Here is a 21,295-nt window from a genome sequence, read left to right as displayed (position 1 = left end):
AATGATCACGACTGGATAGACTGATCACGGCTGGCCGCAATAACTAGGCTGCGGCAAATTCCTTTTTCAAAGCGGCAAAGAACTGGCGTGCCAGATGTTTGGCAACCCCCATCAAAATGCGCTGGCCGACACCGGCAACAAGCCCGCTCACCTCGCCTTGCGCCTGATAGGAAATCAGCGCATTGCCATCATCGCCTTCGGTAATGGCAACAGTGGCATTGCCACCACCTGTGCCAAGCGTGCCGCTTCCCGACACGGTAATGATACAGCTATGCGGTGGGTTCATTTCGGAAAGCGATACCGCCCCTTCAAAACTGCCACCAACCGCCGCCACTTTCAATTCCAAGGTCATTTGATATTGACCTTCGCCGGTTTCGGTCATGCTGATACAACCCGGAATCGCGCGTTGCAAAACCACCGGATCAATAACCGACTCCCACAGATTTACCGGACTAGTATTGATTTTTTCGCTGCCATTCAACTCAATATTCACGATATGTCTCCTCGCCTCATCTGATTGGATCGCAGCGGATCAAAGCCCAAATAGCTGGCTGGCAACGCCATTGACCAGCTTGTTGCGGTCGGCCATATCCAGCCCGTCAAGAACAGTAAGAGGCGATGGGTCGCCAATCGGAAACGGCATATCCGATCCAAGCATGATACGGTCAATCCCAACCGCGCGAATCAAAAAGGCCAATGCGTCTGGATCATGAAGCAAAGTATCGTAATACAACATTGATAATGCCTTTGACGGATCGGCAAGCGTGTCTTTATGAAGATTGTAATTTCGCATCATCCGGCCAAGAACATACGGCAATGCCGACCCCCCAATACCAATGACAATCTTGGCATTGTGATAGGTTTCAACATGTCCTGAATAGATAATCCGCGAAATCGCAATCAAGGTATCGGTGATGCGGCCAATCGCGTTATTCATGCCATAATCATTGACCCGATCATCGCCTGAATCAAACACCGGATGAATGAATAAAACCGATCCATTGCGATGCGCCGATTCCCAAAATGGGGTCAATTCAGGATCATCAAGAACGCCGCCCTTGCCCTTTGGCTGAGTGCCGATCATAGCACCCTTAAACCCGTTTTGATGTGCCTGATCAAGAACCGTTGCCGCAGCAATGCCATTCTGCATCGGCAGGCTTGCCAGCGGCAGAAACCGATCATTTTCGGCGCAGAACTGACCAAGATGTTCATTGATCATGACCGACCAGCGCTGGCCTTCATCAACCGGCAATTCATAGCCAAACATATCAAGCCAGCCACCAATCACCTGCCGGTCAATCTGATTGGCATCCATCCATTCAAGCCGCCCCTTCGTATCTGACAGCATTTTACTGGCAGGGCGTGTTGGCTTGCTGCCGGCAAAGGAAAAGCCGAAACTGCCTGACTCATCATGGATAAGCGAAAGCGCGGCAAATTCGCCAGCGCGATCCTGAATCGCGGAAAGCAGGCTTGGCGGAATGAAATGGGCATGGCTGTCGATAATCATTTGGGTTGGTCTCGCAGTGAATGAATGAAGTGGTGAATTGATGAATGAAAGGGCGCGCCTTAGATCAAATCAAAAAGGGGTTAAGATGTTTTTGCGGCAATGGCATCGCTAATTGCACTCATGCGAATTGGCAGTTTTTCAAAATGGATACCAAGGCCGGAAACCGCATCATTAATCGCAGCCGACACGGCGGCGGGTGCCCCAAGATAACCGCTTTCACCCGATCCCTTCTGGCCAAAAACCGTATGGGGTGACGGCGTGCAATGTTTGACAATCTGGATCGCGGGCACCTCATGTGACGAAGGCATTAAATAATCAAGAAAACTTTGCGTCAAAAGCTGGCCATTGGTGTCATAGGCAAATTCTTCAAACAGCGCCGCCCCAATGCCATGCGCGATACCGCCATAGGTCATGCCGCTAACAATGGCCGGATTAATCACCGTTCCACAATCATGGCCAATGACATAGGAATGAATATCGGGACGGCCAATAATCGGATCAAAGGACACCAGCAAAAGGTGAAATTCGAATGAATAGCAAGGATACATCTGCACCTTGTCATCAACCGGCAAGGCATCGCCGGTTGGCACTTGCATAATATCAAAACTGGCAAGCCCCGGATCCATTCCATCGGGAAGATTGTGATATTGGCGATGCGCCAGTTCAACCATTTCATCCCATGTAAACCGGCGGCCATCATGCGCCAGGACGTCACCACCCTCATAGCGAAGCTGGTCAATGTCAACGCCAAGCCGGTGCGCCGCAATGGCCATGATTTTGGCTTTTAGCTTTTCACCCGCCCGCGCCGCAGCACCGCCAAGCATAATTGCCATACGACTGCCAACCGGTGAATTCCCCGGCAGGCTTTCCAGCGAATTAGGCCGGGTGATGCGAATCAACTCCGGATCAATCTGCATGACTTCGCCAAGTACGGTTGACACAAGCGTTTCATGGCCTTGACCCGATGATGTTGTGTGAATTCGTGCTGTCAGCTTGCCAAGCGCGTCAATATTGACCTGACAGGATTCCATCCATGTTGATGTCTGATTACTTTGATTCAGCAACGGCTCGAATGACGAATTGCCACCGCTTGGCTCAAGGCAGGCAGCAATGCCAATACCGGCCATCATCCCCGCATCGCGAAGCCGGTCGCGTTCGGCAAGCAGTGCCGGATAATCAGCAGCAGCAAGAACCTTATCAATTACCGCGTGATAATCGCCACTATCATAATAGCTGCCACTTGGAATGAGATAGGGGAATTGATCTTTGCGGATTAGGTTTTTCTGACGCAATGCCAGCCGATCCATGCCAAGATATTCGGCAACCCGATCCATCGCGGTTTCAATCGCATAATTGGTTGGCGCTTGGCCAAAGCCGCGAACCGCTTCTTGAACCGTTTTATTGGTTGTTACCGACAGCGCATGATAGGCCACCGAATTGATTTGATAAGGGCCAACAATGGCGCTGATTGGCTTGCCAAGCTGGAATGGCGCTCGGCCAGCATAGGCACCGGCATTATCAAGCGCGCGCATTTTCATTGATCGAACCGTGCCATCTTGATCAAAGGCAATTGTGATATCAAATTTGCGTTCCGGCCCATGTGCGTCACCAGCCCGCATATTTTCCAGCCGGTCTTCAATCAGGCGAACCGGACAGCCAAGTTTACGCGCGATATAACCAACCAGCACCGAATGTTTGATGCCGCGTTTCACGCCATAGCTGCCACCAACATCAACATCATAATGCACCCGAATGGCATTGCCTGGCAGGTCAAGGCTGCGGGCAATCTGATCAGCATATTTTGGCATCTGGATTGACGCCCAGATATCAAGCATCCGATCCCAGCCATTCCATTCGGCAAGAACGCCAAATGTTTCAATCGGCACGGTAGAATTGCGGCCCCATGTCACCGAAAATGACAGGCTGTGCGCGGCTGCGTCAAAATCATCATCAACCGGCCCCCAGACAAATTTCCGGTCAAGAAGCAAATTGCTGCCATGTTCGGGGTGAACCGGCGCGCTGGTCTCCAGCAATGCCGCTTCGGCATCCAGAATAAAAGGCTGCGGCGTTGCATCAACAATGATTTTTTCCAACGCATCTTCGGCCAAGGCGCGGCTTTCGGCGACAACGGCACAAACCCATTCACCAGCATAGCGCACCCGATCGACTGCCAGCGGAAACCGGCGAACATTAGGTGTGTTCAACCCATTCATCAAGGGCTGGACAGCGGCAGCAAGTTCAGCCCCGGTAATCACATCCACAACGCCAGGCATGGCGAGCGCCGCACTGGCATCAATGCAATTAATCACCGCCGCCGCATGATGCGATGCCAGCGGCGCAACATGAAGCATATTTGGCCGATCAAGATCGGCAATGAACTTTCCGCGGCCAGCAACAAAACGCCGATCCTCAACCGGACGGCGCGGGGTTGAAAGAAATTTATATTTCTGTTCAGTCATGAATCAAACCCCTAAGCCAAAGTCGCATCGGACGGCACGGCATCATTGCGCTGGCCAAGACGTTTGGCCGCCAGCAGGATGGCGTCGACAATCTGAACATAGCCGGTGCAACGGCAAATATTGCCTGAAATGGCTTCGCGGACTTCATGTTCGGTTGGGTCTGTATTAACCGATAATAACGCTTCGGCAGCCAAGATCATGCCCGGGGTGCAATAGCCACATTGCAGGCCATGTGTTTCGCAAAACGCATCTTGAATAACACCAAGTTCACCAGCGCGCGCACCCGACCCGCCAATGCCTTCGATCGTGGTGATATCCTCGCCTTCAGCCTGAACCGCCAGCATCAAACAAGACCGAACAGCGGTACCATCAATCAGCACCGTACACGCCCCGCAAACACCATGTTCGCATCCGGCATGGGTGCCTTTTAATCCGGCCACATCACGAAGAAAATCCAGCAAGGTAACGCGCGGCTCGGTCACACCCGAAACTGGCTTGCCATTAATCGTCAAGGTCACATGAGTCATTGAATTAGATCCTTTGATATTTCATCACGCGCATCGCGAAGCGCGCGGATCGCCAATTCAGTGGCAACGCGTTTGCGGTAAGCTGCGGTGGCGTGCAAGTCTTCAACGGTTTCCACCATCTGCATTGCCGAATGAACCGCATCAGCAATTGCCGCATCGTCAAGCGGCGTGCCGCATAGCTGATCGACATCCAGCCGTTCAGGAAAATCGCCAACCGAGCCAACACCAAGATGGATGCTGGTCACGCCTGATCCGGTGACAAAATTAATCTGTGCCGCCGCAGATGCCAGCGCATAATCGCTTTTGCGCGGGGCAACTTCATGAAAGCCCGTACCGCAAACCGCCGGTGCCTTGGCAAAGCTCAGCCCCGTCAAACATCCGTTTGGCGGCGCGATGGTCAACATCGGGCCAATGAAAAAATCAGACGCATCAAATATTTCATTGGTGCCATCAACGCGGTAGGTGATTTCCGCGCCCAAAGTCGCCGCAACAAGCGCAATTTCAGCTGAAGGATCGGCATGCGCCACCGAGCCGCCAACCGTGCCGCGCGCGCGGGTCGGCGGGTGGCCAACATAGCCAAGCGCCTTTGCCAAAAGCGGAATATGCGTTTTGACCAATTCGGATTTCTGCGCCACCGCTTGGCGCACCATCGCGCCAATTTCAATATGGGTTTCGGTTTCGACAAAGGCGGTTAATTCGGGGATATGCGCGATATCAATCAGCAAGGACGGGCGTGACAGCCGCATCGACAACATCGGGATCAATGACTGGCCGCCAGCCAGAATGCGCGCATTGTCATCGCCGGCAAGAAGGCCACATGCCTCATCAATCGTTGTGGGTCGTTTATAGTCAAAGCGAACGGGTTTCATCCGGCTCTTTCCGTTTGGTTAGCAAATGGGGCTGGCCTTCATTGAACGGCAATAGAATCGCAACCAAATTGTAAAGGTATCTGCTGGGTCATGGGGAATCCCGACGGGCATTATAAGCAATAAATAAGAAAAGATTAGAGAATGGTCGTGGCGTCTTGTCAAATTAAAATCGGTAAAAATGGCGCTCTCACTGGTCAGACGTCACCTGAAAATACAAAAGGCTGACCCATCGGGCCAGCCTTTCAAAAACCATCACGCTAGGGGTGATCCATCATATAATGTGGCGTTACAGGCCAATCACCTTGACTGCCTGTTGTGCTGGCAGATCAATTGATTTTTTGCGGCTGATATAGCCTTCCATTAGATCATAAATCGCTGGCCCTTCGACATTCTCATTCACCGATGCCCAACCACCAACAACATATTTTCGGTCAGCGTCCAGCCTTTCGCCAGTTTTTGTCATAGTCAAATCACTGATGCGATTGCCCATGCTGGCCTTTGGTGCGCAGGTGTAATTCATACCACCAACCCGAACCATGTCACCGCCTTGCTGATAGAATGGATCAATATTGAAAAGATTGTCGCAAACATCTTCAAGGATGGTCTTGATCTGCGCGCCGGTCATTTCGGTACGGTAAACATTCGGATAGCTCATGCTTGTTTGGGTATAAAGATCATCAATGGTGATATCCTGACCCGGAAGAAGCGTTGTTCCCCAGCGGAATCCGGGGCTAAGCGAAATTTCGACATCGCGTTCTTCAATGATGCCCTGACAAATCAGATCATCCCATGTGCCATTGAAATTGCCGCGCCGATATAAAAGCGCGCTTGTGCTACCGATCACACGGTTGCATTCGACTTCATAAGGCGCGCGCAAGGCATCAATATGCGCCGACATTTCAGGATCGGGTGTAATCACATCAGAAAAGACCGGAATCAAGGTTGAACTATAATCAACAACTTCGCCGCCTTTAACATCAAGATCGATACGGCCAAGATATTTGCCATGCGACCCTGATGACAGTAGCAAAGTTTTATTGATCTTTAATGCCTGCGGCACCGCATCATGCGTGTGGCCGGTCAAGATCACGTCAATGCCGGTCACAACCGTTGCCAATTTCTGGTCAACGTCAAACCCGTTATGCGACAACAGAACCACAATTTGGGCACCAGCATCCCGTGCGGCATTCACATTTTTCTGCACAGTTTCAGGGCGGATACCAAATGACCATTGTGGCACCATGTAACGCGGGTTGGCGATTGGCGTATAAGGGAAATGCTGGCCGATAACCGCGACCTTAACTCCGCCCTTTTCAAAAAAGGCGGTGCTTTTAAAAACCGGCTCTTCCCATTCAGTGTCAAACACATTGCCGCCTAGGAATGGATAATTCATCGACTCAATGATTTCATTGACTCGATCAACGCCAAAGGTAAATTCCCAATGCCCAACCATTGCATCAGGCTTTAGCATCGCCATCGCATCGACCATATCCTGACCATTGGTTTTCAGTGATGTATAAGACCCCTGCCATGTGTCACCACCATCAAGAAGCAACACCTTATCATCACCACGATCAGCACGGATCGATTTCACCAAGGTTGCGGTGCGGTCAAGCCCGCCAAGCCTCCCATAGGTTTGCGCCAGATTCGCGTAATCAACCATCGTATGGGCATAGGCAAACGGCGTTCCGGGGGCAATGTCAAAATGCGCCAAAAAATCTTCGCCAACAAGATGCGGCGGTCGCCCTTCAAACGCTCCAACGCCATAATTTTCCGATGGTGGCCGGAAATAAAGCGGCTTTAGCTGGGCATGCATATCAGTGACATGCAAAAGCGTGACCTGGCCCTTGCTATCAAATTTCAGCAGGTCTTCCTGGGTCATAGCTTGCTGCGCAGCAGCACGGTTCCAATTTGCTGTAGTGCCATAAATACCCGCAGTTACGGCGGCCATTTGCATAAATTCGCGACGAGACAACATAGACTTACTCCCTAATCAAAACTAGTTAGCTGTCAGTAGCAACATAGCGCCAGGCTGACTGGTTTGACTCCACCCGGCCAAATCCAGGTGATGGCAAATGGGTTGCGGCGAGCCCAATTTTATCGGTAGCTAGCCGGTCAAGAAGCCTCTTGCGCATTAAAGCGGCTGCTTCTCGGTCCATATCAGCGGGGTCGTGCCATTGTGGATACTCGATAGAAATAACAGGATGTGTCAACGCGTCCCCCGCAACCAGAACTGGGCCTGCAGGGTTATGTATCAAAAACGACGCATGACCAGGTGTATGGCCAGATGTATCAACAGCCTCGATGCCAGACAGGATTTCATCACCACCCTTGAAAAATGATATTTGGTCACGAAGCTTATCAAAGCGTGATTTTGCGCCAACTGCAAAGCTCTCCCGCCCGGGAACCATAGCACTCACCGCATCATCTGAATCCCAGAAATCCCATTCGGCCTGACTAATATGATAAGCTGCATCAGGCATCAGCAGATCGTCAAAATCGTCAAGAATACCCCAGATATGATCAGGGTGGGCATGGGTAAAAACCACATCAGTAATTGTGCCGATATCAACACCAGCAGCGTCAAGCGCGGCAGGTAATTCACCAAGGGTTGGCAGAAAATTTAGGCCTGAACCAACATCAAACAAGATCTTGCGTTCGCCAACTTCTAGCAAATTAACATTGACTGCCCGGCGCCAAATACCATCCGAAACCTTTGCGGCTTTCAAATATTTTTGGCGATCATCGCCAAAAATATCATAAAAAACAGACTCAATTGGCAGGTTCATTGGACCGTCTGAAAAGCTATAAAGCTTACCTCCAGCAAAAAGCTGGCTTGCTGCAGTAAGCCTGGTTGGTAATACAGCAAGCGTCATGGCGGCAACAGCAGAAGCGGCAAATTGACGACGAGTGGAGCGCATTGTCATAGTCTCATCCTATGTCTTGTTCGGGCGCAGCCAGACCTGATATTTTTGGCCGGATACCCTATGATTCTATTGCTTATCAGGCGTCACATCAATGATGCGCGCACGGCCAATTATCTTGGTCGAAACCTCACAATTTTGCATGCATGGCGCGCTGGCAAGCTGGCCATCAGGCCGCGGATCAGGCAACATAAAGCCATTCTGATTTGGCATTTTGACGCTGCCGATAGTTTCGTTACTAAGAACGAACTCATCATCAATCACGTCACTCATATTAAGAATATAAGCAACAACCTGATAGGTTTCGTCATGCGTTAATGACTGTGCCTCGCCAAAAGGCATGGCGCGATAGACATAATCATAAACCGTTGATGCATAGGGCCAATAGCTGCCAACCGTTTTCACCGGATCACCCGTGGCCAGTGAACCGAGGCCACCAGCCAGAATCGGCCAGCGATCGACGCCTTCGCCAAAATCACCATGACAACTAGCACAACGTTCGGCGTAAACCTCTTCCCCGTCAGCCGCAGTGCCGCTGCCAATTGGCGCGCCTTTTCCATCAGGCCGAACGTCAATATCCCAACCAGCAATCTGTTCGGCGGTGGCTAAGGTGCCAAGACCAAATGGCCGTTCAGCCGCCATGGTCGTGCCAGATAACGCCATCGCAAATCCAGCGACAACGCCAGTGCTAACCAAGGTTTTTGCAACATGCCGCATCTTAACCAAGCCGAACATTTTCGACCTCCCCGTTTGACTTTACCAACCAGGTGGCAATTGAATTATTGTGATAGATCGAATTGACGCCGCGTTCTTTTTGCAACGCCTGAATGGTTGGCTGTACATAGCCGGTTTCGTCAATGGCGCGTGACTGAACTTTCATTTCTTCGCCATTCCATTCAAATGGCATGGTAAAGCGGGTCAGGCTCTTGCTTAAAACCGGACCATGCAATTCGGCCGTTTTCCAATTCACCCCACCATCAAGCGACACATCAACACGGGTGATTTTGCCACGACCCGACCACGCCAGACCCTTTAGCAGATTCTGGCCCTTTGCCATCATCGGCTTTTCCGGACAAGGCGAAGTAACGACCGATTTAGCATCCATCACCCATGTAAACATGCGCGCTTTGCCATTTTCCATAAGGTCGGTATATTTCGAGGTTTCTTCGCGCGCCATATAAGGGGCGTCACCAAATTCCAAACGGCGAATCCATTTTACCCACATATTACCTTCCCAGCCCGGAACAACCAATCGCGCCGGATAACCCTGTTCAGGCCGCAAGGCTTCGCCATTCATGGAATAGGCGATCATGCAATCGTCCAGAATTTTCTCGATTGGAACCGAACGGTTCATGCCAGCCGAATCACCACCCTCAGCAAGAACCCATTTTGCCGATGGCTTTACTCCAACTTCACGGCAAATATCGGATAGGCGAACGCCGCTATATTGAACATTATGCACCATGCCAAAAGTATACTGGCATCCATTCAACTGCGCGCCGCGCCATTCCATGCCACCATTGGCTGCACATTCCAGAAAATGGAACCGGTTTACCTGTGGAAACCGTTTTAAATCATCAATGGTGAAGATCAATTCACGGTCAACAAGACCATTGATCATCAGGCGATAATCGGCAGGCACCACCTCCGGAACACCGCCATGATGGCGCTCGAAACAAAGGCCATTTGGTGTCACAATCCCGTCAAGATCCTGCAATGGCGTAAAATTAATTGATGATTCGGTGCTGGCAGTCAGCCATTCAACATTGCGACGAATTACATGTGATTCATGCTCGGACGGCATGCCATAGGGATTAACATCAACACCAGCGCCAAGATAGGGTGTCCATTCAGGCACACTTGGTGGCAAATTTGCAGGGTTTGATTCTGCTGCTGAGGCAAATGGAATTGCGGTAACACTGCCGAGTGCAGCAGCAGTCCCACCAAGAACTTGGCGGCGCGATAACGTGTTCTTAGTTTTTTCCTGATCCATTGTCACTTCCTTAATCAAACCGAAACCTTTTGACATCAAACACCGGAGTTTTCTAGCAAAACTAGGTGGCAGGGCGGGCCGCTTTCATTTCTTCACGTATTCGCTGGTAATTATCGTTGAAATATTTTTGAAAACGAGTTTCTGTTTTATATGCACCAGTTTTGACCCATTCTAGCATCCCCATGAAAGTTCCTTTCATGAAAGCTCCAGGCATCACTGCAGCCGCAGCTTCTGTTAACTTACCGACATCTTTTTTCTCGGTTATAAAGTAAATTGATGGGGTAAAAACAACACCCCATCGAGCTGCCATCTCATTTTCAGGTAACACAGTCCCGTCAAGATCTGTCACATCACGAGACCCAAAAATATCCATTTGAACAACTAAAAAGTTTTCACGCACATATTTATTGATTGCTGGTTCACTCAATATTTCAGTGGCAACTTTTTCACAATAAATGCAGCCTTTTTGGTCAAATTTGACCATCAAAACTTTGCCACTTGCAAGAGCTTCATCAACATCATCGGCAAGTTCAAAAAATGACTGGTGGTACCAGTTATAATGATAGAGACCATCATCGCCTAATGTTGGCCTTTCATCACCAGCGATACTTGGACCGATAAATCCAAGAATGATAGAAAAACATAAAACTAAAAAACGTATTGTCACAGCCATCATCCTATCCCTTGAAAAAATGATACATTGCGCAGTAGCCAAAAACCTACTTGAGACAATGTTCCAGTCATTACGGCCAGTCCAGTAACCACCAAGAACCCGCCAAGCATCCATTTAACATAGCGCATTTGCGCCGAGAAAAGCCTAAATTTCTCCATAAACAAGTCAGCAAAAACAGCTACTAGAATAAAGGGAAGCCCAATCCCAAGCCCGTAGGCAAACAACAAGCCTGCACCATCACTCTCACCACCAGAGCCTGCTGAGAGCATCAATATTGTTGCCAGAACTGGTCCAACACATGGCGTCCAGCCAAAACCAAAGGCCAGACCAACAACATAAGCGCCGACTGTGCCAAAACGTTTAGGCGATGGCATGAACCGCACATCGCGGTTTAGCGCTCCAATGCTAAAAGCGCCAAGAAAATGCAGCCCCAGAACAGTGATGATGCCACCGCCAATAATTTGGAAAAAATTCATGTGCCGCGCCACAAAGCTGCCAGCCATACTGGATGATGCGCCAAGCGCAACAAAAACAGTCAAAAACCCAGCAACAAAAAGAATCGAAGCCACAACAAGCTGAAGTCGCGAAGCGATTGATTTCGCCCGACCGAACGCATCACTGGGGCGATTACCAAGCCCGCTCAGGAACCCAATATAGCCTGGCACAAGCGGCAAAACGCAAGGCGACAGAAAGCTGAGCAATCCCGCCATTAATGCTGCACCGAAACTAATTGTCACTGAAACGCCCCCAACTTCGGTGTTAAATTACACCTAAACATATATAGAAATCACTCTATGTACGGAACATCATATAGGTTTTTTTGATTATTCCAAATAAAATACCCCATACTGCGTGGCAGTATGGGGTAAAATATTAGGCCTTTTTCTAAAGGCGCTAAAGGTTTTAATTCCGATAGGCTGGAGTCTCCACCTTCAGGCCATTACCCCGCCAAGCTGTATAAAGCTCAAGCGCCACATAATCTTCGTGACCATAAGGCAAAGGTTTTGCACGAATATTTTTCATGCATCCTCTAAATCGGCGGTGGGTTGACCCAACACCGTTCCACTTCAGGCGGTAAGTCGGAAAGCCATTAATATTGCCCTGAGACAGCATATCTGCACGGATGTAATTACCGTAATTATCTTCGTGACAATGCGCACATGACATATCTAACTGACCAACACGTTGGTAGTAAAGCTTTTTGCCGCGCTCAAATGCTGCAGATGCTTTTCCATCAACTGCGACATTGACGCGCGATCCGCGTGACTGCATCCGGATGTAGGCTGTGATGCCAAGCATGTCGCGTGACTCCCACTTATAAGGCTTTGCGCCCATTGCGGTCTCACGACACATATTGATAACCTGCTCAAGTGAAATTACTTTACCAGCAGCATTATTAAAGCGTGGATAAACCGCCCCCGCCACATCAAGTGGCACTTCGGCGCAACCCTCGAAAGCCTGAGAGAGTGATTTGCCGGCACTGCCATCAACGGTGCCCCACAGCTCTTCACCATGATCGACGACGAGCATAGCTGGATTTTCAAAATCATCATCCTGCACATCTCGGATCATTGCCTTGCGAAAATCGTAACCAGACACAATTTCACCGAGTGGGTGGTCCTTATCAGTTGGTTTGATCACTTCGGCAGTACCATCATGATATGGGGTTTTCGCAAATGCAGCTCCAGCTACCAAGCCGAGCGCCATTGTTATCATTACTGCTAGTCGCATTATAAAATCCTCCCTATTAACTCGCGACCCAAATCCGAAGATTAGGCTACGGTCATCTTTTTGCTGGCAGTAAATTCTGCGCCGCCATCTTCGACCCATGTAAAGGTGAATGCACCTGACTTGCTGGCCTTAAAAGGAAAGGCAATATAAGGGTTAGCAGACACTGCGGGCTCGAAATTAGCCGTGAATACATCTTGGCCCTCAAAGCTTGCGACAAATTTATTGATGATCTTGCGCGGAATTTTTTTTCCAGTTTTTTTGTCCTTGGCACGGCCGGTATGCATGGGATGCGAAATCAATGCCTTGATTTCGATAATTTCACCAGCAGCGGCTTTCTTTGGAACTTTTACGCGAGGTTTAATCTTTGCCATTATATTGTTCTCCGTTCGCTATCTGATCAACCGCCACAGCCACCAATGGTGACTTTGACAGTGGCTTGTGCCTGTTTGAAGCTGCCATCGTTCATTTCAGCAAGAACGATGATGTTCTGGGTCTTTGCCAAACGCATCCGCGTCGAGGCACTGCAAGCACCCATTGCTGGCGTGAAGTTGAATGAAGCGACGTCAGGGGTTGGATTGCCATCGGCCATGACATGAACCGCTTTGACATAATTATCGGCTGTCATTGGGCTGTCGATTGAGAATGCAACCTTGACCGCATTTCCGTTTTCGGCGATTTCCGGCAGATCAAGTTCGATCGTGCCTTCACCAACAGATTTACCGCCAGTCAAGCCTTTGATTTTAGCAGCAACAGCTGCACCATCCGCATAGGCAGGAACGCCAGCGAAGGCAGCCACACCAGCTGCACCAAGCATAGCAAGCGCCTGCCTGCGTGAAATTGTTGAGAATTGTTTTGTCTGTTTCATTTTGGTCAATGCTCCGGACTATTGATCAGTTTTTAAAGTTTGGAGGTATGCAACAACATCCTCAACGTCTTGTGCAGAAATAATGGTCTTACCCACAAATTTCTTCAGTGGCCGTTCAAAGCCAAAAGTGCGGTAATATGACGGCATCATTGTGTCCTCATTTGTTACCTTTGAGTTCACCAGTTGCATCCTCAGTTCACCTGCGCTGAGGCGGTTACCAACACCGTAAAGCGATGGAGCGGTTTCACCATGAAACTGCTGCTCAGGAATCGGCATGGCATGACAAGCTAGGCAATTGCCTGCCTTACGGCCTACTGCAATCTTTTTCCCTTTAGCTGGATCGCCTGCGACACCTGTTAATGATTTTGGTATGGAGTTGCCATCAACAATTTCGTACGGAATAAGCCCTGGATCTCGGACTATCATTGAAGCTGAGTTGGCTGCTGTGATGCCAAGCGTAGCCAGAGCCATAATGGAATAAAAAATAGTTTTCATCTTTTCCCCGCTTTTTAGAATTTCTTCAAATTAATATATACGGTTTTCTATTCATATACAAACTGAACATAAAAAAAAGCATTTGTAAAACCAGTTTAAGCTTCACAACCTGTTTTTTTTATTGATGGCGTTGTTGTACGAAAAATTTTTATTATTTTTCAGACTCTTATGAAATTTTTATTGTCCAGTGAATTCTGAAATCCGCCACCAAAACAACTCGGCACCTGGATAGCCAACAATCCGGCCAACTTCCACCTCATCACGCACAAAAATAAAAGTGGGTGTCATCGTTGCTGGCGTTAAATGCGCCAAATCATCTGGCAATGCCTTGTAAAAATCATACCGGCGAAGCGGATAGATTAGCGCTTCTTCAGTGAGGTCATAGCCCTTTCCAACATCGTCTTCAAAAGCTTCGCACCATGGACAGTCACTTGACGTAATCATAACAAGCTGGCCACGGCTATCGGCTGCGTTTACCGACCCAGCAACACCATCAGATATCACCAACAAAAAAAATAAACCCAGAAACAGGAAGGCGCAGCGGAACAGGCAAATCGGTGCGGTATAAAACCACCAGAAATCGCCATTTAATTTAGCCCTTGTCATGCCGCTTCCATTGATCCAGCGACGGCTTATAAACTGTTGAAAATCGTCCAGCGTCACCAGCCACAACAACCTGCGGCACGTCGCCTTCTGCCGGTGATGGGGCGGCAGTACCATTCGGCTCAGCGGGCACCATCTCGCTTTTGATACAATTCAACACTTTTTGCACCTGTGGGTCGCTAATCTCATAGAAAACTTGCCGCGATTGCTTGCGCGCTTTCACAACATTCTGTTTGCGCAGCAAGGCCAGGTGCTGTGAAATACTGTGCTGTGGCTGACGAAGTGAATCGCATAGCTGGCTCACCGATTGTTCGGCCTTGCTAAGCTCAAAACAAATTGACAGGCGTAATGGATGCGACAAAGCCTGAAAGACGTCCGAGGCACGATTCATCAAAAGATCAAAACTAGATTTACTCTTTCCGTGCGCGCTCATTAATCACTCATTTTACTGGTCGAGACATGAGCTTGCCAAGGCGGTTGCCAATCATATTTCGATATGGGTTAAAAGCACTGATCCGGGCGACCAGGCTGATGAAGTCTTATTATGTTGTTTATTTTCTATATATGCAAGCAGTGCGCCTGTCATGATTTATCGATTGGGCGCATCACCCGCTGAAGCCATCCCTTGGTGCCGCCCGAAACCGAATTTGCAGCCGATTGCATGAAATCATCTCCCGGACACCAATTCGCCGGTGCAACTTTGGCTGTCTGATAAGTGTCGATGAGGGCGCGCTGGACACGAAGCAATTCATCAACCGACCGGCCAATATGCATTGGATAATGAATCAGCGCCTGCACTTTTTGCGCCGGATCAACGAACAGGCAGGCGCGAACCGTTGATGTTGTATCGCTATAGGCGTCGATCATGCCATAGGCACGCGCAATATCCATCGACACATCTTCGATCACCGGAAAATTGACCGATAGGTTAAATTTTGTCTCGATCCATTCAATCCAGCCCATATGGCTATAAACACTGTCAACCGACAGCCCCAAAAGCTGGACATCCATTTCGGCAAATTTATCTTGTTCCTTCGCCAAAGCGACAAATTCAGACGTGCAAACCGGGGTAAAATCTGCCGGGTGACAAAATAGTAAAATCCAACGTCCAGCAAAGGCCGAAAAACGCACCTCACCCATCGTTGAGCGCGCCGCAAAATCAACAACAGGCGATCCAACCAATGATCGATAGGCAATATCTTGGCTGTTTGCGTGGTCATCAGGTTGTAGCATATCTTAGCCCTTTATTTTTGGTGTTAATCATCGACCAGATCGATGATTGACCCGGTCACGTCTTAACAAAACCATTATTTACGACGCTAATGATTTTAGCGCCAAATTGGTAACAGGCTTAATTTAATATGCCATCCCCTATGCTTGCCATGTTGAGCCATAAAATCAAGCATCAGACAATCACCGCCCGAGAAATAAATCGAAAATCGTACGTTTATATGATGTGATTTTTACAATAATCCATCATTCAACGGCAAAATATTTATAAATTTATGCGGCTGTCGATGGTTTTTGATTGATCTTGACCGGTTCGCCGCAAAGAGCCCATATCACCTGCTTTTAGTACCACCCTTTGTTCTGGAAGATTCCCATATTGGCGAGATTACCGATAAATTGGCCACTACCTTTGACACGGTCATGCCACCCGCCTCGCCAAAGCCTGATCTGCCAGAAAAAGCGCAGCCAATGACGGCATCTTTTAGCGGTTTTGTAGCCCAGTGATCCAAGCAACCATATGCTCAACCGCGCTTGCTGTCTGGTTTGGCGACACAATATCGCCAGCGATGATATGTGAAAATTTATCGTCACCCGCGATCAGACTGGCAATGATGCTTTTCGATTCCCCGCCCCATGATCGGGCAAATGCGGCTGTTTTTTCAGGCGCAACAACCTGATCTTGGCGACTGTAATAAAACAAGGCAGGCACCTCCACATCGTCATATGATTCCCGATCAACCGCTGCAACAATCGCCGCCATCGGCATTAACGCCGTTGTCGGATAGGTCATCATCCAATAGCGGGCATGAAGATCATTTCGCGGATTACCCTTTTGTTCTGTGCCGATCACCAGCGGCACCCATTGCCGCGCAAATGGCCAGGTCAGCAAATTGGCAGCGCGGCTGTTAATGGCAAAATTTGGAGAAATGAAAATGATCCCGCCAATATGTTCCATAGCCGCCTTGTCAAGCGCGGCCGCCGCCGCCAGAGTGCCCCCAGTTGATGTGGCCATGATAATGACCGTCTCACCAATCTGCTTGCCAATTTTAATGGCTTCGCCAACATCATCCATCCAGCGCGCAACAGTGGCATCGGCCATTGCCGAAGGCTGGCGGCCATGGCCAGTGAAACGGGTAAAATAGAGATTTGCGCCCAAAGCTGTGGCCACCCGATCCGGCACTGGCCGGATTTCTTTTGAACTGGCGGTAAAGCCATGAAGATAGATGATTGATAGCGGCGTTTTTACATTGGCCTCACCAGCCCAGATGACCTGTTTTTCAACCCCGTTGATGATGTCATCAAATTGCCCTTCGCGCATGGCAAGATAGGCATCAATATCATCACCAATCATGATCTTGTCATGGCCGGTGCTAAGCCGAACCGGCTCACGCGGACCAAAAACAAAAACCAAGATCAAAAAACCGGCAAAACCAGCAAAACAGGCAAGGCAGATTTTCAGGGCTTTTTGGGTCAACTGCCATTCCTCATTGTCAAAAAATTTGCCATGGCGGGGCAATTCGCTCTACCAGCCATGAGTGTAATGCGATAAGGCAACAGATCAAATCACTTCAGTGCGATAGCGCCAGTCATTTTAAAAAGACATATTAGACAGTCATTTTAAACAGTCATTTTTAAACCGTCCTATTTTGCCCATCAGATCATTTCGGCCTTTGCCGAACCAGCCAGCGAATGCTAAAAGGCAATCATGGAACAAAAGATCAATTATCTTGAAGAAAAAATGGCACTTATGCAGCATGAATTGGCGCAGATGAGCCATGAGGTCTATGCACAGCAAAAAGAGGTCGCGCAATTAATGCTCGAAATCGAAAAGCTGAAATCACGGCTTGAAAATGTGCAGCCCGATAGTGGCATTCTGTCGCCAAGTGACGATGTGCCGCCGCCGCATTATTGATCATCCGCCATTATATTTGATAAAGGCGCAATTTTGGCAAACGCTCAATTATGGCAACTACCACATCATATCGGCTCGTCGTTCAACCGGTTTAGAAACGCCTTGGCAGCCGGGCTGAAACCATCAAGATCACTTTTGCTGGCAAGATCATGTGCCATTTTCTTGCCAAGCTCGACGCCCCATTGATCAAAGCTGTTCACATCCCAGACAAAGCCCGAAACAACAGTGATATGTTCATAAAGTGCCAATAGCCTGCCAAGCGCATAAGGCGTTGTCGCGTCCCAGCTAACCATCAAGGATGGCCGGTTCCCCGGAAAATGGCGGTGCGGCGCATCGGCTTGTTCAACGCCAACAGCCAATGCCTCAGCCTGCGCCACCGCATTGATTGCCAGCGTTCGGTGGCTTGCTTGCCAAGCGGCATCATCCAACAGATTGACCGGTTTGCGCGCAATCAGAATATCAATCGGACAAATATCAACTGACTGGTGAAGCCATTGGAAAAAACTATGCTGGCCATTCACGCCTGCCTCGCCCCAAATCAACGGGCCGGCAGGCTGGTCAAGCGGCTTGCCATGCCGCGTTACCGATTTTCCATTGCTTTCCATTTCCAGCTGCTGCGCCCAGGCTGGCAATCTGGCCAGACGCTGATCATAGGGCATAATCCCATAGGCCATATGGCCAAGATAGCTTCGATGCCAAACGCGAAGCAGTCCCATGATCACCGGAATATTGCTGGCAAAGGGCGCTGTTTCAAAATGGTTATCCATCGCATGTGCGCCATCTAAAAGCTGGCCAAACGCCTTACTGCCAACGGCAATCATCACCGATAGGCCAACCGCCGACCACAGCGAATAACGCCCGCCAACAGATTCGTCAAAATCGAAAATACGCGCTGGATCAATGCCCCAATCGACCGCCCGCTCTTGATAGGTCGTTACCGCCACCATCGCCGTATCAAGCGCAACCCCGTTTTGCTCTAGCCAGCCTTTCACCAAACCCCCATTCGCAAGTGTTTCGCTGGTGGTGAATGTTTTTGACGTCATGATGAAAAGCGTCGAATGCGGATCGCACTGCGCCAAAACATCATACAGCGCATGTGGATCAATATTACCAACATAATGCACCACTGGCCCATCATGGTATCCGGCAAGCCCTGCTGTCACCATTGCCGGACCAAGATCCGACCCGCCAATGCCAAGATTGACGATTGATTTGATATTCTGATTGGCGCGAACATTATCGGCAAAATGTGTCAGTTTCTGATAGGCCTCGCTTTGCCGGTAATCTGGCGTGCGAAGACGGCAATGCGAAACCGGCTGATCTTCACTTAGATTGATTGTTTTACCAGCAAACATTGCCTTTATGAAATCAGCGAGTGATTTTGCCTCAGCAAGCGTCAAAAGCTGCTGCAAAATATCGTGTGTCAGGGGCTGGCGCGTACAATCAACGGTTAAATCTTCAAAATGAAAACATAAATCATCACGGCCATCCTGATGGATCAGCCTGCGCAAATGATGCAAAGCGATCGCATCTGCGTCACGGCGCAATTGGCTTTCAACCGCGGCGATCTGTTTGTTCTGATCTGTCATTTATTTATGCCTTTACCTAAAGGGCCGTTTTCTGGCATCAGATGCCGGTTTTGCCGAGGCCTCACCATCTTTCATTCAGAGTTTTGATGCAACCCCGTTTTGGGCAAAATCATCATCCTTGCCAAAGCCGGCCTTGGCAATCAGCGGCTAATTAACTGGCCAGCAATAGAGCCATGCCCAAAATGATGCTGATCAGGCGATGCAGTGATTTGCCAGCGCTAATCACTGCATAGGATATTAAGCCAAGCGCAAACGCAATCTTGCAAAAGGCCAATAACGACAAAAGTGGCGTCACACCAATCGTCAACAGCTCGGGATGAACCACCATCCCGAGGGGGATCAAATAAAGCCCGATACCAAGTGACATTGAGGTCAACGCAACCCTTAACCAATTTTCGCCAACCATGCCGGCCGCAATAAATACCCCGCCGCAAACAGGCGGTGTGATTGTCGATAAAAGCGCATACCAAAAAACAAACAGATGAACCGTCAGCGGTGCCATACCAAGATCAATCAATGCTGGCCCGGCAACTGAAACGCAAATCACATAGGCCGCTGTTGTCGGCACCTCCATGCCAAGGAACAAACAGGCAAGCGCGGTCAACAGTAAGGCTGGCCAGATCATGCCACCCGAAAAAGACAAAATCAGCGAAGTCACCTTGATCCCAAGGCCGGTTATGCCAAGAACGCCAATGATGATTGAAGCGCATAGAATAATCGATGCGATCATAGCGATCTGGCCACCAGCCATAATCGCAGCATCGCAAATTCGTGTCATACCCGAACCAAGGCTAATGGCCATTGATCCGTTGATGAATAATAATAATGTTGCCGCCAAAATCGCCACTGCCGCCGCATATTGTGGCGTAAAGCCGATATACATAACAATCAGAAGAACGCTAAAAGGGATCAGGAAAAAACTGGCGGTGATCAGCACTGTCCGCACTGCAGGCCGCGCATCATTGTTCAGCGGGCGCAACCCAAAACGCAACGCATAGATATCGACCCCGATCCACACTGCAAAAAAATACAACAGTGCCGGTAAAGCGGCAGCGACAATAATATCTGCATAGGGGATACCGGTCAGCTCTACCATGACAAACGCACCTGCGCCCATCAATGGCGGCATGATCTGCCCACCTGATGACGCCACCGCCTCAACCGCCGCCGCAATGCGTTTTGGATATCCAAGTGACACCATTGTCGGCAAAGTCACGATTCCGGTAGAAGCCACATTGGCAGATGCCGAGCCTGAGATTGATCCGAATAGGGCCGATGATAAAACTGAAACCTTTGCCGCGCCGCCCCTCAATCGTCCCGCCGCTGATGCCGCCACGTTCATGAAACCGGCACCGGCCTCACCCGCATTCAGCATCGCACCAAAAATCACGAAAATGGCAACAATCGAAACCGAAACGCCGGTCAAGGTTCCCCAAATACCGCCCTCGGCAATCGTCATTGTTCCAAGAAAGCTGGCCAATGGTGTTCCCGGATGCCCAAATTCGCCAGGAATATAGTTACCAAACAGCCCATAAAGCAATGCAGCAAAAGCCAGCAAGGGAAGCGGCCAGCCGATTGATCGGCGCGCCATTTCCAGAACCGTTACCAGCAAAATCACCGCAATCACCATCTGAAAATCATTGGCAAGATAGCCATATTGATCAAGCAACAGATTATGATTCGCAATAATCCAGAAACAGGCCGCGATACCGGCAAGCGTAAAACCCCAATCAAAAATACGCCACAAACCAACCGATGGCTTAAACAGAAAAACCCAAGGGATCACCAAAGCCATGTGAAGCGGGCGTGATACAAGATTAGGAACCAGCCCCGAAAAAATGAGCCATAGATGAAAGACAACCGATAAAGCGCCAAGCCCGATCCAGATAGACCTTGTTGATTTCAAAAATGGCGTCAT

The 21,295-nt window shown here is 49.4% G+C and carries 22 protein-coding genes; 1 reads left to right on the top strand and 21 read right to left on the bottom strand.

Going from position 1 to position 21,295, the window contains the following annotated elements; all coding sequences use genetic code 11:
* Window positions 1-43: 43 nt before the first annotated feature.
* The 19 genes from ABXT40_RS00580 to ABXT40_RS00490 form a co-directional block, all read right to left on the bottom strand.
* Window positions 44-493 (bottom strand): CoxG family protein, encoded by a 450-nt coding sequence (locus ABXT40_RS00580; RefSeq protein ID WP_443645905.1) that lies wholly within the window; start codon window positions 491-493, stop codon window positions 44-46.
* Window positions 494-532: 39 nt separating this feature from the next.
* Window positions 533-1,507 carry an amidohydrolase family protein gene (locus ABXT40_RS00575; protein ID WP_443645904.1) on the bottom strand — a complete coding sequence of 325 codons (975 nt, stop codon included), beginning with the start codon at window positions 1,505-1,507 and terminating at the stop codon, window positions 533-535.
* Between the two features lie 80 nt (window positions 1,508-1,587).
* Complete coding sequence (locus tag ABXT40_RS00570) at window positions 1,588-3,966, bottom strand: xanthine dehydrogenase family protein molybdopterin-binding subunit (protein WP_443645903.1); 2,379 nt, start codon at window positions 3,964-3,966, stop codon at window positions 1,588-1,590.
* Between the two features lie 11 nt (window positions 3,967-3,977).
* Window positions 3,978-4,493: a (2Fe-2S)-binding protein gene (locus ABXT40_RS00565; RefSeq protein ID WP_443645902.1), complete on the bottom strand. Its 516-nt coding sequence runs from the start codon at window positions 4,491-4,493 to the stop codon at window positions 3,978-3,980.
* A complete protein-coding gene (locus tag ABXT40_RS00560) occupies window positions 4,490-5,362 on the bottom strand; it encodes an FAD binding domain-containing protein (protein WP_443645901.1) in 873 nt (290 codons plus the stop codon). The genes ABXT40_RS00565 and ABXT40_RS00560 overlap by 4 nt, the downstream gene beginning before the upstream one ends.
* 286 nt (window positions 5,363-5,648) lie before the next feature.
* Window positions 5,649-7,340, bottom strand: coding sequence for a thiosulfohydrolase SoxB (gene soxB, locus ABXT40_RS00555; protein WP_443645900.1), 1,692 nt, complete (start codon window positions 7,338-7,340; stop codon window positions 5,649-5,651).
* A 25-nt stretch (window positions 7,341-7,365) separates the two neighbouring features.
* Window positions 7,366-8,289 (bottom strand): MBL fold metallo-hydrolase, encoded by a 924-nt coding sequence (locus ABXT40_RS00550; RefSeq protein WP_443645899.1) that lies wholly within the window; start codon window positions 8,287-8,289, stop codon window positions 7,366-7,368.
* 66 nt (window positions 8,290-8,355) lie between these two features.
* Window positions 8,356-9,021 (bottom strand): c-type cytochrome, encoded by a 666-nt coding sequence (locus ABXT40_RS00545; RefSeq protein ID WP_443645898.1) that lies wholly within the window; start codon window positions 9,019-9,021, stop codon window positions 8,356-8,358.
* Window positions 9,005-10,279 (bottom strand): sulfite dehydrogenase, encoded by a 1,275-nt coding sequence (gene soxC / locus ABXT40_RS00540; protein WP_443645897.1) that lies wholly within the window; start codon window positions 10,277-10,279, stop codon window positions 9,005-9,007. Before soxC ends, ABXT40_RS00545 begins: the two co-directional genes overlap by 17 nt.
* Window positions 10,280-10,340: 61 nt before the next feature.
* Complete coding sequence (locus ABXT40_RS00535; protein ID WP_443645896.1) at window positions 10,341-10,952, bottom strand: thioredoxin family protein; 612 nt, start codon at window positions 10,950-10,952, stop codon at window positions 10,341-10,343.
* Entirely contained in the window at window positions 10,952-11,689 is a 738-nt protein-coding gene (locus ABXT40_RS00530) for a cytochrome c biogenesis CcdA family protein (protein WP_443645895.1), read from the bottom strand. Before ABXT40_RS00530 ends, ABXT40_RS00535 begins: the two co-directional genes overlap by 1 nt.
* 166 nt (window positions 11,690-11,855) lie before the next feature.
* Window positions 11,856-12,683, bottom strand: a complete 828-nt coding sequence (gene soxA / locus ABXT40_RS00525; RefSeq protein ID WP_443645894.1) for a sulfur oxidation c-type cytochrome SoxA — start codon at window positions 12,681-12,683, stop codon at window positions 11,856-11,858.
* A 41-nt stretch (window positions 12,684-12,724) separates the two neighbouring features.
* Window positions 12,725-13,054 (bottom strand): thiosulfate oxidation carrier complex protein SoxZ, encoded by a 330-nt coding sequence (gene soxZ / locus ABXT40_RS00520; protein WP_443645893.1) that lies wholly within the window; start codon window positions 13,052-13,054, stop codon window positions 12,725-12,727.
* Between the two features lie 26 nt (window positions 13,055-13,080).
* Window positions 13,081-13,548 (bottom strand): thiosulfate oxidation carrier protein SoxY, encoded by a 468-nt coding sequence (gene soxY / locus ABXT40_RS00515; protein WP_443645892.1) that lies wholly within the window; start codon window positions 13,546-13,548, stop codon window positions 13,081-13,083.
* 18 nt (window positions 13,549-13,566) lie between these two features.
* Window positions 13,567-14,043 carry a sulfur oxidation c-type cytochrome SoxX gene (gene soxX / locus ABXT40_RS00510; RefSeq protein ID WP_443645891.1) on the bottom strand — a complete coding sequence of 159 codons (477 nt, stop codon included), beginning with the start codon at window positions 14,041-14,043 and terminating at the stop codon, window positions 13,567-13,569.
* A gap of 177 nt (window positions 14,044-14,220) precedes the next feature.
* Window positions 14,221-14,649, bottom strand: a complete 429-nt coding sequence (locus tag ABXT40_RS00505; protein WP_443645890.1) for a hypothetical protein — start codon at window positions 14,647-14,649, stop codon at window positions 14,221-14,223.
* Window positions 14,636-15,079 (bottom strand): ArsR/SmtB family transcription factor, encoded by a 444-nt coding sequence (locus ABXT40_RS00500; RefSeq protein WP_443645889.1) that lies wholly within the window; start codon window positions 15,077-15,079, stop codon window positions 14,636-14,638. Before ABXT40_RS00500 ends, ABXT40_RS00505 begins: the two co-directional genes overlap by 14 nt.
* A gap of 149 nt (window positions 15,080-15,228) precedes the next feature.
* Window positions 15,229-15,879, bottom strand: coding sequence for a peroxiredoxin (locus ABXT40_RS00495; protein ID WP_443645888.1), 651 nt, complete (start codon window positions 15,877-15,879; stop codon window positions 15,229-15,231).
* Between the two features lie 478 nt (window positions 15,880-16,357).
* Window positions 16,358-17,350 carry an alpha/beta hydrolase gene (locus ABXT40_RS00490; protein WP_443645887.1) on the bottom strand — a complete coding sequence of 331 codons (993 nt, stop codon included), beginning with the start codon at window positions 17,348-17,350 and terminating at the stop codon, window positions 16,358-16,360.
* A gap of 231 nt (window positions 17,351-17,581) precedes the next feature.
* Here ABXT40_RS00490 and ABXT40_RS00485 point away from each other — a divergent pair, with 231 nt between their 5' ends.
* Window positions 17,582-17,788, top strand: coding sequence for a SlyX family protein (locus ABXT40_RS00485; RefSeq protein WP_443645886.1), 207 nt, complete (start codon window positions 17,582-17,584; stop codon window positions 17,786-17,788).
* Window positions 17,789-17,853: 65 nt separating this feature from the next.
* On the opposite strand, the gene pgi is transcribed toward ABXT40_RS00485, so the two are convergent.
* Both pgi and ABXT40_RS00475 read right to left on the bottom strand, forming a co-directional pair.
* The gene (gene pgi / locus ABXT40_RS00480; RefSeq protein ID WP_443645885.1) at window positions 17,854-19,377 is read right to left on the bottom strand and encodes a glucose-6-phosphate isomerase; all 1,524 of its coding nucleotides are present in this window, start codon (window positions 19,375-19,377) and stop codon (window positions 17,854-17,856) included.
* 151 nt (window positions 19,378-19,528) lie between these two features.
* Window positions 19,529-21,295 carry a TRAP transporter permease gene (locus ABXT40_RS00475; protein ID WP_443645884.1) on the bottom strand — a complete coding sequence of 589 codons (1,767 nt, stop codon included), beginning with the start codon at window positions 21,293-21,295 and terminating at the stop codon, window positions 19,529-19,531.

Origin of the sequence: Candidatus Ponderosibacter sp. Uisw_141_02, assembly GCF_048087665.1 — a bacterium.
Lineage (GTDB): Bacteria > Pseudomonadota > Alphaproteobacteria > Puniceispirillales > Puniceispirillaceae > UBA3439.
This window is presented reverse-complemented; position numbering and strand designations above follow the sequence as displayed.

Bases quoted from the DNA above. Each gene is read 5' to 3' on its own strand.
- ABXT40_RS00575 (WP_443645904.1), bottom strand. From the start codon at position 1,507: ATGATTATCGACAGCCATGCCCATTTCATTCCGCCAAGCCTGCTTTCC.
- ABXT40_RS00570 (WP_443645903.1), bottom strand. From the start codon at position 3,966: ATGACTGAACAGAAATATAAATTTCTTTCAACCCCGCGCCGTCCGGTT.
- ABXT40_RS00565 (WP_443645902.1), bottom strand. From the start codon at position 4,493: ATGACTCATGTGACCTTGACGATTAATGGCAAGCCAGTTTCGGGTGTG.
- ABXT40_RS00560 (WP_443645901.1), bottom strand. From the start codon at position 5,362: ATGAAACCCGTTCGCTTTGACTATAAACGACCCACAACGATTGATGAG.
- soxB (WP_443645900.1), bottom strand. From the start codon at position 7,340: ATGTTGTCTCGTCGCGAATTTATGCAAATGGCCGCCGTAACTGCGGGT.
- ABXT40_RS00550 (WP_443645899.1), bottom strand. From the start codon at position 8,289: ATGACAATGCGCTCCACTCGTCGTCAATTTGCCGCTTCTGCTGTTGCC.
- ABXT40_RS00545 (WP_443645898.1), bottom strand. From the start codon at position 9,021: ATGTTCGGCTTGGTTAAGATGCGGCATGTTGCAAAAACCTTGGTTAGC.
- soxC (WP_443645897.1), bottom strand. From the start codon at position 10,279: ATGGATCAGGAAAAAACTAAGAACACGTTATCGCGCCGCCAAGTTCTT.
- ABXT40_RS00535 (WP_443645896.1), bottom strand. From the start codon at position 10,952: ATGGCTGTGACAATACGTTTTTTAGTTTTATGTTTTTCTATCATTCTT.
- soxA (WP_443645894.1), bottom strand. From the start codon at position 12,683: ATGCGACTAGCAGTAATGATAACAATGGCGCTCGGCTTGGTAGCTGGA.
- soxZ (WP_443645893.1), bottom strand. From the start codon at position 13,054: ATGGCAAAGATTAAACCTCGCGTAAAAGTTCCAAAGAAAGCCGCTGCT.
- soxY (WP_443645892.1), bottom strand. From the start codon at position 13,548: ATGAAACAGACAAAACAATTCTCAACAATTTCACGCAGGCAGGCGCTT.
- soxX (WP_443645891.1), bottom strand. From the start codon at position 14,043: ATGAAAACTATTTTTTATTCCATTATGGCTCTGGCTACGCTTGGCATC.
- ABXT40_RS00505 (WP_443645890.1), bottom strand. From the start codon at position 14,649: ATGACAAGGGCTAAATTAAATGGCGATTTCTGGTGGTTTTATACCGCA.
- ABXT40_RS00500 (WP_443645889.1), bottom strand. From the start codon at position 15,079: ATGAGCGCGCACGGAAAGAGTAAATCTAGTTTTGATCTTTTGATGAAT.
- ABXT40_RS00495 (WP_443645888.1), bottom strand. From the start codon at position 15,879: ATGCTACAACCTGATGACCACGCAAACAGCCAAGATATTGCCTATCGA.
- ABXT40_RS00485 (WP_443645886.1), top strand. From the start codon at position 17,582: ATGGAACAAAAGATCAATTATCTTGAAGAAAAAATGGCACTTATGCAG.
- pgi (WP_443645885.1), bottom strand. From the start codon at position 19,377: ATGACAGATCAGAACAAACAGATCGCCGCGGTTGAAAGCCAATTGCGC.
- ABXT40_RS00475 (WP_443645884.1), bottom strand. From the start codon at position 21,295: ATGACGCCATTTTTGAAATCAACAAGGTCTATCTGGATCGGGCTTGGC.